Source organism: Gordonia sp. NPDC003424 (assembly GCF_053588655.1).
The window spans coordinates 1-12,406 of record NZ_JBSFQJ010000020.1 but is presented as its reverse complement, the minus strand read 5'-3'; the positions used below and the strand labels follow the sequence as shown (position 1 = coordinate 12,406).

General features: G+C 67.2%; 13 protein-coding genes. All 13 read left to right on the top strand.

The window, feature by feature from the left end:
* Positions 1-13: 13 nt before the first annotated feature.
* Complete coding sequence (locus ACWDTI_RS22550) at positions 14-673, top strand: L-threonylcarbamoyladenylate synthase (protein ID WP_449740359.1); 660 nt, start codon at positions 14-16, stop codon at positions 671-673.
* Positions 670-1,899 (top strand): serine hydroxymethyltransferase, encoded by a 1,230-nt coding sequence (locus ACWDTI_RS22545; RefSeq protein WP_449740358.1) that lies wholly within the window; start codon positions 670-672, stop codon positions 1,897-1,899. The genes ACWDTI_RS22550 and ACWDTI_RS22545 overlap by 4 nt, the downstream gene beginning before the upstream one ends.
* Before the next feature lie 61 nt (positions 1,900-1,960).
* The gene (locus ACWDTI_RS22540; protein WP_449740429.1) at positions 1,961-3,139 is read left to right on the top strand and encodes a glycosyltransferase family 4 protein; all 1,179 of its coding nucleotides are present in this window, start codon (positions 1,961-1,963) and stop codon (positions 3,137-3,139) included.
* Positions 3,140-3,483: 344 nt separating this feature from the next.
* Positions 3,484-3,900, top strand: a complete 417-nt coding sequence (locus tag ACWDTI_RS22535) for a hypothetical protein (protein WP_449740357.1) — start codon at positions 3,484-3,486, stop codon at positions 3,898-3,900.
* Positions 3,897-4,679, top strand: coding sequence for a F0F1 ATP synthase subunit A (gene atpB / locus ACWDTI_RS22530; RefSeq protein ID WP_449740356.1), 783 nt, complete (start codon positions 3,897-3,899; stop codon positions 4,677-4,679). Before ACWDTI_RS22535 ends, atpB begins: the two co-directional genes overlap by 4 nt.
* 100 nt (positions 4,680-4,779) lie before the next feature.
* A complete protein-coding gene (locus ACWDTI_RS22525; RefSeq protein ID WP_187589202.1) occupies positions 4,780-5,040 on the top strand; it encodes a F0F1 ATP synthase subunit C in 261 nt (86 codons plus the stop codon).
* Positions 5,041-5,086: 46 nt separating this feature from the next.
* Positions 5,087-5,569 carry a F0F1 ATP synthase subunit B gene (locus ACWDTI_RS22520; RefSeq protein WP_449740355.1) on the top strand — a complete coding sequence of 161 codons (483 nt, stop codon included), beginning with the start codon at positions 5,087-5,089 and terminating at the stop codon, positions 5,567-5,569.
* A 4-nt stretch (positions 5,570-5,573) separates the two neighbouring features.
* On the top strand, positions 5,574-6,926 hold the full coding sequence (locus ACWDTI_RS22515; protein WP_449740354.1) for a F0F1 ATP synthase subunit B/delta: 1,353 nt from the start codon (positions 5,574-5,576) through the stop codon (positions 6,924-6,926).
* A 62-nt stretch (positions 6,927-6,988) separates the two neighbouring features.
* On the top strand, positions 6,989-8,617 hold the full coding sequence (gene atpA, locus ACWDTI_RS22510; RefSeq protein ID WP_449740353.1) for a F0F1 ATP synthase subunit alpha: 1,629 nt from the start codon (positions 6,989-6,991) through the stop codon (positions 8,615-8,617).
* Positions 8,618-8,659: 42 nt separating this feature from the next.
* Positions 8,660-9,592, top strand: coding sequence for a F0F1 ATP synthase subunit gamma (locus ACWDTI_RS22505; RefSeq protein WP_449740352.1), 933 nt, complete (start codon positions 8,660-8,662; stop codon positions 9,590-9,592).
* Between the two features lie 35 nt (positions 9,593-9,627).
* The gene (gene atpD, locus ACWDTI_RS22500; protein WP_449740351.1) at positions 9,628-11,079 is read left to right on the top strand and encodes a F0F1 ATP synthase subunit beta; all 1,452 of its coding nucleotides are present in this window, start codon (positions 9,628-9,630) and stop codon (positions 11,077-11,079) included.
* Positions 11,080-11,088: 9 nt separating this feature from the next.
* Positions 11,089-11,469, top strand: a complete 381-nt coding sequence (locus ACWDTI_RS22495; RefSeq protein WP_449740350.1) for a F0F1 ATP synthase subunit epsilon — start codon at positions 11,089-11,091, stop codon at positions 11,467-11,469.
* A 272-nt stretch (positions 11,470-11,741) separates the two neighbouring features.
* Positions 11,742-12,185 (top strand): DUF2550 domain-containing protein, encoded by a 444-nt coding sequence (locus ACWDTI_RS22490; RefSeq protein WP_449740349.1) that lies wholly within the window; start codon positions 11,742-11,744, stop codon positions 12,183-12,185.
* Positions 12,186-12,406: the final 221 nt, after the last annotated feature.

Genomic DNA, 12,406 nt, shown 5'->3' with positions numbered 1-12,406 from the left:
GAAGGATGGCGACGTGAGCACGGTATTCGACTGCGGTGATCCGCAGAGTCGGGCAGCGGGCATACGTACGGCCGTCGGGGCGGCGAAAGCCGGTCGGCTGGTGGTACTTCCGACGGACACCCTGTACGGGATCGGCTGCGACGCCTTCGATTCGGAGGCGGTCACCGATCTGCTGGCCGCCAAGGGACGCGGCCGGGACATGCCGGTCCCGGTGCTCGTCGGTTCCTGGCACACCATCGACGGCCTCGTCCGAACGGTGTCGAGCGCGGCCCGCGACCTCGTCGAGGCGTTCTGGCCGGGTGGACTGAGCCTGGTCGTCGAGCAGGCCCCGTCACTGTCCTGGGATCTCGGTGACACCGACGGCACGGTGATGCTGCGCATGCCGTTGCACCCGGTGGCGATCGAGGTGCTGCGCGAGGTGGGCCCGATGGCCGTGTCCAGCGCCAACGTGTCCGGCCGCCCGCCCGCGACCACCGTCGACGAGGCCCGCGAACAGCTGGGGGAGAAGGTGACGGTCTACCTCGATGGCGGCCCGGCGGCGGCCGCGCAGGCCTCGACCATCGTCGACCTCACCGACGCGACGCCCCGCATCCTCCGCGTCGGAGCGGTGTCCAGCGAGGCCATCGCCGAAGTGCTCGACGTCGATCCCGCCACCCTGATCGCCACGACGTGAACGCCGTGCAGAACCTCTCGCAGACCGATCCGCAGGTGGCCGCGCTGATCGAGCGCGAGGAGCGCCGCCGGGCGACGACCCTGCAACTCATCGCGAGCGAGACACCCGCGAGTCCCGCGGTCCGCGCCGCGCTGGCGAGCGATCTGGGCGCCAAGTACGCCGAAGGCTATCCCGGGGCGCGCTATCACGGCGGCTGCGAAGTGGTCGACGAGGTGGAGCGGCTGGCCGTCGACCGCGCCGCCGATCTGTTCGGCGTCGACTACGTCAATGTGCAGCCGCTGTCGGGGTCGATCGCCAACCTCGCCGTGTACGCCGCCTTTGCGCAGCAAGGTGATCCGGTGGTGGCGCTGCGCCTCGACCACGGCGGTCATCAGACCCACGGCTCCCGCGCCAACTTCTCCGGACGCTGGTTCTCGCCCGTCCACTACGGCGTGCGCGAATCCGACGAACGCATCGACTACGACGAACTGCGTGACCTCGCCCTGCTGCACCGGCCGCGGATCATCGCCGCCGGTGCCGCCGCCTACTCCCGCCTGATCGACGTCGCCGCCCTGCGCGCCATCGCCGACGAGGCAGAGGCCATCCTGTGGTTGGACGCCGCGCATCTCGCCGGCCTGGTCGCGGGGGGCGCGATACCGTCTCCGATCCCGCACGCCGACGTCGTCACCGTCGCCACCCACAAGGTGCTACGCGGTCCGCGCGGCGGGATGATCCTCGCGCGCGGCGCGTACGCGGAGGTGCTGCAGAAGGCCGTGCATCCGTTTGTCCAGGGCGGGCCGTCGATGAATTCCATTGCCGCCAAAGCGGTGTGCATGCGCGAATCGGCCACCGCGGAGTTCGCGGACCACACCGCGACGCTGATCGCCGCGGCCCGGCGACTCGCCGACGAGCTGGCCGAATCCGGCCTGCGGATCGTCAGCGGCGGCACCGACATCCACCTGGCCGTGGTCGACGTCTCCGGCGTCGGACTGACCGGCCTCGAGGCCCAGCGGCGGCTCGCGGCATCGGGGATCGTCGTCGACAAGGCGGTCTTGCCGTTCGACCGGCAGCCGCCGGCCACCGGGTCGGCGATCCGGGTCGGCACTTCGTCGGCGGTGCTCGCGGGCCTCGGGGTCGACGACATGCCGGCGGTCGCCGCGTGCATCCGCCGCGCCCTGGCCGAGCCCGTCGACGGACCCCAACACGCCGCGATCCGCCGCGAAATCGAGGAGATGCTCGGCGGGTAGCCTTGTCCGGGTGTTCGATCCTCCCGCAGCCGGTTTCCCCGGCGCCCCGCACGTCGCCGCGCTGTCGGTGGTCGGCGACGGGGGAGCGGGTGTACCGATCCGGGAGCTCGCGCTGGTCGGTCTGACCGCCGCCGCGGTCACCTTCATCCTGACCTCGGCCGTCCGGGTGTTCGCGATCCGGGTCGGTGCGGTGGCGGTGCCCCGGGTGCGTGACGTCCACGTCATCCCGACACCACGGCTCGGCGGGCTGGGCATGTTCGCCGGCATCGTGGCGGCGATCGCGCTGGCCGCCAACCTTCCGGCGCTCACGCGCGGCTTCGCCTACACCAACGACATGAGCGCGGTGATCGTCGCGGGCACGGTCATCGTGCTCGTCGGCGTGATCGACGATCGGTGGGGCCTGGATGCGCTGACGAAGTTCGTCGGACAACTCACCGCTGCCGGCGTACTCGTCATCATGGGCGTCAGCTGGTATCTGCTGTACGTCCCGTTCGCCGACATCGGCACCGTCGTGCTCGACCCGCTGCAAGCCGGTTTGCTGACCGTCGCGATCACCGTCGCAACCATCAACGCCGTCAACTTCGTCGACGGACTCGACGGGCTCGCCGCCGGACTGGGGCTGATCGCGGCCCTGGCCATCTGCATGTTCTCGATCGGGTTGCTCCACGATCAGGGCGGTGACGTCAGTTACTACCCGCCGGCACTGATCTCCACCGCCCTCGCGGGGGCGTGTCTCGGCTTCCTTCCGCACAATTTCTCGCCCGCGCGCATCTTCATGGGTGACTCGGGCGCGATGCTGATCGGCCTCATGCTCGCCGCCGCGTCGACCAGCGCGTCGGGCCGCATCGCGATGAACGCCTACGGCCCGGCCGACGTGTTCACCCTGCTGTCACCGCTGCTCCTGGTCGCCGCGGTGGTGTTCGTGCCGATGCTCGACATGTTGATGGCGGTGGTGCGACGGACTCGTGCGGGTGTCGGGTTCTACACCCCGGACAAGATGCACCTGCATCATCGGTTGCTCGAACTCGGCCATTCACAGCGCCGGGTCGCCGTCATCATCTATCTCTGGGTCGGGGTGCTGGCCTTCTCGGCCGCCGCCAGCACGTTGCTGCCCGTGTCGGTCGTCGCGCCGCTGTTCGGGGCCGGACTCATCGTCGCGCTGCTGGTGACGATGGCACCCCGGCTGCAGCGCCGGATCGCGGAGATCCGCACGAGCGGGCGTGCCGAGCCGGTCGACTGACACCCCGTCCATCGGGGCGCTGATCGCCTGCCCGGTCGGAGAGTTCGTCACCCCTTGGTAAGGCGAGGGTAAAAACCCGTGTACTATTCCCCGTAGTAGGTCGGCGCGGATGACACCGCGACGGTTCCGGAGTCCGGACGACGCGTGTGTCACGCCGCGTCGCATCCCATAAGCCGGACCAGGCGTCCAACCCGCTGGGTGACGCATGGACGGCTGTTGGTAGGGTCACAGAAAACTGCGAGCTTACGCCCGGTGACGCCAGTCACCGATCGCACGCGCGCTGCTTTGTGCCGGTGGCATGGGTCCACCGCGCGGGGCAGGGGAAAGAGTTAGAGGAGAGGCGCATGACGGCATCTGCCACGGACTCGAGCCCCGTTTATTATCCGGCTGCACCCACCGGACTTCGACGCCCGGGAATCATCGCCGGCGTCATCACGGTGATCGTCGGGGCGATCGCCATCGCACTCGGACATCCCTGGTTCGCGGTGTTCTTCCTCGCGGGCGTGGTGCTGGTCTTCGTCAACACCAAACTGGTCATCCGCTCGGTCGAGAATGTCGCCTCGGCGGAGAACCCACGCAAGAAACTGCTCGCCCTCAACTCTGCCTACCGCCTCGGGACCATCACGGTTCTCGCATTGGCGGCGGCCTTCCTGGTCCGGCCCGACGGGCTGGGCGCGATGTTCGGACTTGCCGTCGGCCAGGTTGTCCTGGTGCTGAACACGGTGATTCCGGTGATGAAAGGACTTCGTAAGCAGCTATGACCGTATTCACTGACGGCGCGGACACGATGAACCTGGCCGAGACGTCCATCGAGGTCGGCCATCACACCACGGCCACCTGGTTCGGGTTCACGGTCAACACGGACACGATCCTGGCGACCACCATCGCCGCAGTGGTCGTCATCCTGCTGGCGTTCCTGCTCCGATGGAGGATCACCTCCAAGAAGCCCAACTCGGTGCAGCTGTACTGGGAGGTGCTGACCGTCCAGATGCGCGGTCAGATCGAGAGCGGCATCGGCATGAAGATCGCCGGGTTCGTGCTGCCGCTGGCGGTCACCCTGTTCACCTTCATCCTGATCGCGAACTGGATCGGCGTCATCCCGACGCAGTACGGCACCAGCGATCACGAGGGCAACGTGATCACCAGCGAACTTCTCAAGACCCCGTCGAGCGACGTCAACTTCGTCTACGCGCTGGCCCTGTTCGTCTTCGTCTGGTACCACGCGGCCGGTGTCCGACGCCGCGGCGTCCTCGGCCACCCGTGGCGCCTCGTCAAGGGCCACGCGATCGGTCTGGCCCCGATCAACATCATCGAGGAGATCGCCAAGCCGGTCTCGCTCTCACTCCGACTTTTCGGCAACATGTTCGCCGGCGGCACCATGCTCGCGGTGATCGCGCTGTTCCCCGCCTACATCCTGTGGGCGCCCAACGCCCTGTGGAAGTCCTTCGACCTCTTCGTCGGACTCATCCAGGCATTCATCTTCGCGCTGCTGACGATTCTCTACTTCAGCCAGGCGATGGAGATGGACGATGACCACTGACAAGCATCTCTAACCGGTTCGACCCTGGCCGGCACCGCGCCGGCCGGGCCCCAAGACCTGGCAATCCGATTGCCAGTATCACCCGAAAGGAAAGTTCTCAATGGATCCCAATCTGATTGGTCTGGGCGCGTTGATCGGCGGCGGCCTCATCATGGGTGGCGGCGCCATCGGTGCCGGTATCGGTGACGGTCTGGCCGGTGCCCAGTTGATCGCCGGCATCGCACGTCAGCCGGAGGCCCAGGGACGTCTGTTCACCCCGTTCTTCATCACCGTCGGCCTGGTCGAGGCGGCTTACTTCATCAACCTGGCCTTCATGGCGCTGTTCGTCTTCGCCACCCCGATCTCCGGTCAGACTTCCTGATCTCGACCGCTGATCTGAGACCACAGACCAAGGGAACACCCGAATCATGAATCTCGCCGCAGAGAACTTCCTCATCCCCAACGCCACGTTCTTCGTGTGTCTGTTGATCTTCGTGATCGTCTTCCTCGTCATCCGCATCATGGTCGTGCCGCCGATTGTCAAGGTGCTCGACGAGCGTGATGCGCGGGTCGCGAAGACCCTGGAGGACAACAAGGCTGCTGCGGCAAGTTATGACGACGCCGAGACCGACTACCGGGCCGCGATGAAGGAAGCGCGCGGAGATGCCACCGGTATCCGGGACGAGGCGCGGGCCAAGGGGAACGAGGAACTGGCCGAGGCGAAGCGGCGCGCGACCGAAGAGTCGGACGCCGCTCTCGCCGACACCACGGCCGAGTTGAAGGTCGAGGCCGACAACGCCTCGACAACCGCACGCCGCGACGTCGGCCGCCTGGCCGAGACGCTGGCGGGGCGTGTGCTCGGAACGACAGTCACGGCCGACAAGGCCGAGCAGACGGAGACGGTGAACTAACACAGTGGAAGTTTTTATCGCACAGCTGGTCGGCTTTGCCGTCATCGTCCTCGGGTTCTGGAAGTGGGTGCTACCGCCGCTGAAGCGCGCGGTGGCCAAGCAGCAGGACACGATCAATCAGCAGGTCGTCGACAGCGAGGATGCCGCGGCCAAGGTGATCGACGCGCAGGCGGCCCACGAGCGTGCACTGAGCGAGGCCAAGGACGAGTCCGCCCGCCTGCATGCGAGCGCGCTCGAGGACGCCCAGGCGATCGCCGACGACATCGACGCGCAGCGTCAGGCCGAACTCAAGCGCATCTCCGAGCACGGCAAGGCGCAGTCCGAACTCGTCCGCGCCAACCTCGTGCGGCAACTGCGCGCCGATCTCGGTGTCGCGGCGGTCGACGAGGCGGACGCACTGGTCCGCTCGCGTCTGGCCGATCCGGCAGCACAGTCGGCGAGCATCGACAAGGCGATCGACGAGCTCGAGTCCATGGCCGCCGGTGGACCGGCCGCCGACCTGGTGGCACACCGCGCCGACCTCATCGGTCTGCACTCCATGCGGGCCACGAGCCGGGACTCGGCCCGTGCGGTGGCGAAGGACTTCGACGCCAAGGGTGCCGACCTCGACAGCGCGGCGCTCACCACCGCGAGCGAAGAGATGACCGCGGTCATCGGGGTTCTCCACGCCAACCCGGTGCTGCGCAAGAAACTCACCGACGACGACGACAACCCCGGCGGCAAGGAACAGGTGATCCGAAACCTGTTCGGCGGCAAGGTCTCGCCGATCGTCGTCGAGGTGCTGGTGTCGGCAGTCCGGCGGCGCTGGTCGGCGACCGCGGACTTCGTGACCGCGCTGCGCCGGCAGAACGCACTGATCGTGCTCACCGCGGCCGAGCGTGACGGAACCATCGAGCAGACCGAGGACGAGCTGTTCGCGGTCGCCCGTCTGCTGGAGCAGAATCCGCGTCTGGCATCGGTGCTGGCCGATCACACACATCCGGCAGACAAGCGTGTCGACCTGTTGCGCACCGTTCTGCGGGGCAACATCGGCCCCCATGCCTGGTATCTGCTGTCGCACGGTGTCGCGTTGCTGCACGGGCAGCCGGCCGACGTCGCCGTCGATCAGCTGGCCGAACTCGCGGCCGCCCGTAGAGGCGAGTCGGTGGCGCACGTCATCTCGGCCTCCGCGATGTCCGACGCGCAGCAGGCGCGGCTCGCCTCGGTGCTCGGCACCATCTACGCCCGAACCATCTCGGTGCAGACCGAGATCGATCCGGCACTCGTCGGCGGCCTGCGTGTCGCCGTCGGTGACGAGATCATCGAAGCCGATGTAGCCACCCGACTGGCGAAGGCGTCGGCGAGCCTGCCGCGCTGACGCGCACCACCCACCCGAACCACCCGAACCCAGACGTAGACGAGCAAGAAAGACGAAAACCCATGGCGGAGTTGACGATCTCACCAGACGAAATCAAGGGAGCGATCGAGCAGTATGTCTCGTCGTTCGAAGCCGATGCCTCCCGTGACGAGGTGGGCATCGTCACCGACACCTCGGACGGTATCGCGCACGTCAGCGGTCTGCCCGGCGCGATGGCCAACGAACTGCTGAAGTTCTCCGGCGGCGTGCTCGGCGTGGCCCTGAACCTCGACGAGGACGAGATCGGCGCCGTCATCCTGGGTGACTTCGAGGAACTCGAAGAAGGCCAGGAGGTCGCCCGCACTGGTGAGGTGCTGTCGGTCCCCGTCGGCGACAAGTTCCTCGGCCGCGTCGTCGACCCGCTCGGCGCCCCGATCGACGGCCTCGGCGACATCGAGGCCGAGGAGCAGCGCGTCCTCGAGCTGCAGGCCGCCACGGTGCTCGAGCGTCAGCCGGTCGAGGAGTCGCTGGCCACCGGCATCAAGGCCATCGACGCGATGACCGCCATCGGGCGTGGTCAGCGTCAGCTCATCATCGGCGACCGCAAGACCGGGAAGACCGCGGTCTGCATCGACGCGATCCTGAACCAGAAGGCCAACTGGGACAGCGGCGACCCGCAGAAGCAGGTGCGCTGCATCTACGTCGCGATCGGCCAGAAGGGCTCGACCATCGCCGGCGTCAAGACCGCCCTCGAAGAGGCCGGCGCGATGGAGTACACCACCATCGTCGCGGCGCCCGCATCCGACTCGGCCGGCTTCAAGTGGCTCGCCCCCTACACCGGCTCGGCCATCGGCCAGCACTGGATGTACCAGGGCAAGCACGTCCTGATCGTGTTCGACGACCTGACCAAGCAGGCCGAGGCCTACCGCGCGATCTCGCTGCTGCTGCGTCGCCCGCCGGGCCGCGAGGCCTACCCCGGCGACGTCTTCTACCTGCACTCCCGCCTCCTGGAGCGTTGCGCGAAGCTGTCCGACGAGATGGGCGGCGGTTCGATGACGGGTCTGCCGATCATCGAGACCCAGGCCAACGACGTCTCGGCGTTCATCCCGACCAACGTCATCTCGATCACCGACGGCCAGGTGTTCCTCGAGTCGGACCTGTTCAACAAGGGTGTCCGCCCGGCGATCAACGTCGGTACCTCGGTGTCGCGCGTCGGTGGCGCCGCGCAGACCAAGGGCCTCAAGAAGGTGTCCGGCTCGCTGCGTTTGGAGCTCGCCCAGTTCCGTGAGCTCGAGGCGTTCTCGGCGTTCGCATCCGACCTCGATGATGCGTCGAAGGCGCAGCTCGAGCGCGGTGCCCGCTGGGTCGAGATGCTCAAGCAGAACCAGTACAGCCCGTACTCCGTCGAGGACGAGATCGTGTCGATCTACCTCTGCGGTGAGGGCCACTACGACTCGGTGCCCGTCGAGGACGTCCGCAACTTCGAGACGCAGCTGCTGAGCCACCTGCATCACGAGGCCAAGGGTGTCTACGAGTCGATCGCCGGCGGCAAGGTGCTCTCCGACGACGAGGCCGAGGCGCTGGTCGCCGAGACCGAGAAGTTCAAGAACAGCTACCTGACGCACGACGGCAAGCGCGTCGTCAATGAGGCCGACACCCCGGCCATGGATGCCGAGAACGTCGCGCACGAAGAGATCACGGTCCGCAAGTGATCGCAGCGCGCAACCGTCGTCGTAAGGAAGGGGTGAGGGCTCATGGCCAGCATTCGTGAGCTGCGCTCACGCATCCGGTCGGTCAACTCCACCAAGAAGATCACCAAGGCGCAGGAACTGATCGCCACCTCGCGGATCACCCGTGCGCAGGCCCGGGTCGCGGCGGCGAAGCCGTACGCCCACGAGATGACCGAGGTCCTCTCGGAGCTGGCGAGCAACGCGGGGTCGCTCGACCACCCGCTGCTGCAGGAGCGGGAAGAGCCGAAGCGTGCCGGCATCCTCGTCGTCACCAGTGACCGCGGTATGTGCGGCGGCTACAACGCCAACGTGCTGCGCGCCACCCGCGAATTGATCTCGCTGGTCAAGGAAGAGGGCAAGGATCCCGTTCTGTTCGTGATGGGCCAGAAGGGTGTCGGCTACTTCACGTTCCGCAGCACCGCGTTCGCCGACTCGTGGACCGGATTCTCCCAGGCGCCCGTGTACTCCGATGCCGCACAGGCGACCGACTTCCTGGTCGACCTGTTCGTGGCGGGTTCGGGGGAGGAAGTCGAGCGGCCGGACGGCTCGGGGAAGTTGGAGGGCATCGACGAACTGCACCTCGTGTACACGCGGTTCGTCAGCATGCTCACCCAGGAGCCCGAGGTGCGCCGGATCGCACCGCTTGTGGTGACCGAGGAGGACGACCCGGAAGAGGCCGAGATCCACAAGGCCTCGCGCAATTACTCGTTCGAGCCCAGCGCCGAGACGCTGCTCGAAGCGCTGTTGCCGAAATACCTTGCGACACGCGTGTATTCGGCCCTGCTGGATTCGTCGGCCTCTGAGTCGGCGGCACGGCGCACCGCGATGAAGGCCGCCACCGACAACGCCGAGGACCTGGCGACCAACCTGTCCCGCGAGGCCAACAAGCTCCGCCAGGCGCAGATCACCCAGGAGATCAGCGAAATCGTCGGCGGCTCGAGCGCCCTGGCCAACTAGACTCATCGATCCAAAGAGGAAGTGACCCAACCACAATGACCGCAGCAGTTACCACCCAAGAGGGGCAGAGCTCGGCGGGTTCGGCCGAGGGCCGCGTCGTCCGCATCATCGGCCCCGTCGTCGACGTCGAGTTCCCGCGCGGCTCGATCCCAGACCTGTTCAACGCGCTGCACGCTGAGGTCACCCTCGACGTGGTGGCCAAGACGCTGACCCTCGAGGTCGCGCAGCACCTCGGTGACAACCTGGTGCGCACCATCTCGATGCAGCCCACCGACGGCCTGGTGCGTGGCGCCACCGTCTCCGACACCGGGTACTCCATCCGTGTGCCGGTCGGCGACGTGGTCAAGGGTCACGTGTTCAACGCGCTCGGCGACTGCCTCGACACCCCCGGCCTCGGACGCGACGGCGAGCAGTGGAGCATCCACCGCAAGCCGCCGGCCTTCGACGAACTCGAGGGCAAGACCGAGATCCTCGAGACCGGCATCAAGGTCATCGACCTGCTGACCCCGTACGTGAAGGGCGGCAAGATCGGCCTGTTCGGCGGCGCGGGCGTGGGCAAGACCGTGCTCATCCAGGAGATGATCACCCGTATCGCGCGTGAGTTCTCCGGTACGTCGGTGTTCGCCGGCGTCGGCGAGCGCACCCGTGAGGGCACCGACCTCCATCTCGAGATGGAGGAGATGGGCGTGCTGCAGGACACCGCCCTGGTGTTCGGCCAGATGGACGAGCCGCCGGGCACGCGTATGCGCGTGGCCCTCTCGGCGCTGACCATGGCGGAGTACTTCCGCGATGTGAAGCACCAGGACGTGCTGCTGTTCATCGACAACATCTTCCGGTTCACCCAGGCCGGTTCGGAGGTCTCCACCCTGCTCGGCCGTATGCCGTCCGCGGTGGGTTACCAGCCGACCCTGGCCGACGAGATGGGTGAGCTGCAGGAGCGGATCACCTCGACCAAGGGTCGTTCGATCACCTCGCTGCAGGCCATCTACGTGCCCGCCGACGACTACACCGACCCGGCGCCGGCGACCACCTTCGCCCACCTCGATGCGACCACCGAGCTCTCGCGTCCGATCTCGCAGCTGGGTATCTACCCGGCCGTGGACCCGCTGACCTCGACCTCGCGCATCCTGGAGGCGTCGATCGTCGGTGACGAGCACTTCCGCGTCGCCAACGAGGTCAAGCGCATCCTGCAGAAGTACAAGGAACTGCAGGACATCATCGCCATCCTCGGTATGGACGAGCTGTCCGAAGAGGACAAGGTCACCGTCCAGCGTGCCCGTCGTATCCAGAAGTTCCTCGGCCAGAACTTCCTCGTCGCGGAGAAGTTCACCGGTCAGCCGGGCTCGGTCGTGCCGCTCAACGACACCATCGAGGCGTTCGACCGCGTGTGCAAGGGCGAGTTCGATCACCTGCCCGAGCAGGCGTTCAACAGCTGCGGTGGACTCGACGACGTGGAGGCCGCCGCCGCCAAGATCACCGGAAAGTAGCGGATCACCATGGCAGACAAGTCCTTCCACGTCGAGGTCGTTGCCGCCGACGAGAAGCTGTACTCGGGTGAGGCCACCTTCGTGATCGCCCAGACCACCTCCGGTGAGCTGGGTGTGCTGGCCCACCACGAGCCGCTGCTCGGCCAGCTGGTGCCCGGCGGCTTCGTCGTGATCGTCGAGGAGAGCGGCAACCGTCTCTCCGCGGCGGTCCAGGGTGGCTTCCTGTCGGTGACCGGTGAAGCGGTGACGGTGCTCGCCGAATCGGCCCAGTGGTCCGACGGCATCGACGCGGCCGCCGAGAAGGCCGCGATGGAGGCCGCCGAACCCGGCAGCGACGACTACAACCGCGCCCACTCCCGCCTCGCCGCCGTCGAGCACGCGAGCAAGTAGGCGAACACCAGCAGCGTCATCACGAGGCCGGTCACCGCACATCGCGGTGACCGGCCTCGTGTCTGTGGTGCGTCTCACGCCGGTCGTGCCGTCGAGTGTGATCTCCGTCGGAGTCGCCCGCCGGATCGGCCATGATGACGGCCGACCCGATGTCGTCTGGCATGCTGGAGTCAGGAAGGCCGTGTCTCATGGAGTCGTCGACTTCAGATGTGTGACCTCGTCGCACATCGCCCACAGCCCACCGCACGGCCACTTCCGGAGAGGTACCCCGGGTGTCGTTGGTTGCCGTGTTGCTCGGCGTTCTACTGGTCGTCGCGCTGATCGTGTGTGCCCTGCTGGGTTACCGGCTCAGTCAGCTCCGTCGAATGGGCACGCCAGTGCTGTTGCGCGAACTCCCGGCGGCCGACGATCAGGGCTGGCGGCACGGCACCGTCCACTACAGCGATGATGCCCTGCGGTACTTCCGGCTGACCGCGCTGCGGCCCGGGCCCACCCGCACCCTCGAGCGGCGGTCGCTCGAGATCGTGCGCCGACGGCGCCCGTTCGGCACCGAGTCCGACATCCTCGAAGGCATGATCATCGTCGAACTGGCGCCCGGCGCCGACGCCGACGGACACCCCTACGAGCTCGCGATGGCGCCCGGCGCGGTCACCGCGTTCCAGTCGTGGTTGGAGTCGCGACAGTCGGATCGCTCACGCCGTGGCAGAAATGTCTGAGCGGCAACCGATTTCGCGGAAAGTCAACGGGTCGGCGGTGACGTCCCGAGAATCGGATCGGACTCCGGATCGTCCGTGGGTGACGTGACCACCCCAACGGAAATCCGCCCAAGTGACGACCCGCCAAGGGGATATCGGGCTGTTGGGATTTGCGGCTGGCCTTGCTGGCGTGTGTCGCGCCGGGTTTATGGGGTTTGACCTGGGATGATGGGTGCATGGCG

Excerpts from the sequence above, each read along its gene's own strand:
- ACWDTI_RS22535 (WP_449740357.1), top strand. The coding sequence starts at position 3,484 with ATGACGGCATCTGCCACGGACTCGAGCCCCGTTTATTATCCGGCTGCA.
- atpB (WP_449740356.1), top strand. The coding sequence starts at position 3,897 with ATGACCGTATTCACTGACGGCGCGGACACGATGAACCTGGCCGAGACG.
- ACWDTI_RS22525 (WP_187589202.1), top strand. The coding sequence starts at position 4,780 with ATGGATCCCAATCTGATTGGTCTGGGCGCGTTGATCGGCGGCGGCCTC.
- ACWDTI_RS22520 (WP_449740355.1), top strand. The coding sequence starts at position 5,087 with ATGAATCTCGCCGCAGAGAACTTCCTCATCCCCAACGCCACGTTCTTC.
- atpA (WP_449740353.1), top strand. The coding sequence starts at position 6,989 with ATGGCGGAGTTGACGATCTCACCAGACGAAATCAAGGGAGCGATCGAG.
- ACWDTI_RS22505 (WP_449740352.1), top strand. The coding sequence starts at position 8,660 with ATGGCCAGCATTCGTGAGCTGCGCTCACGCATCCGGTCGGTCAACTCC.
- atpD (WP_449740351.1), top strand. The coding sequence starts at position 9,628 with ATGACCGCAGCAGTTACCACCCAAGAGGGGCAGAGCTCGGCGGGTTCG.
- ACWDTI_RS22495 (WP_449740350.1), top strand. The coding sequence starts at position 11,089 with ATGGCAGACAAGTCCTTCCACGTCGAGGTCGTTGCCGCCGACGAGAAG.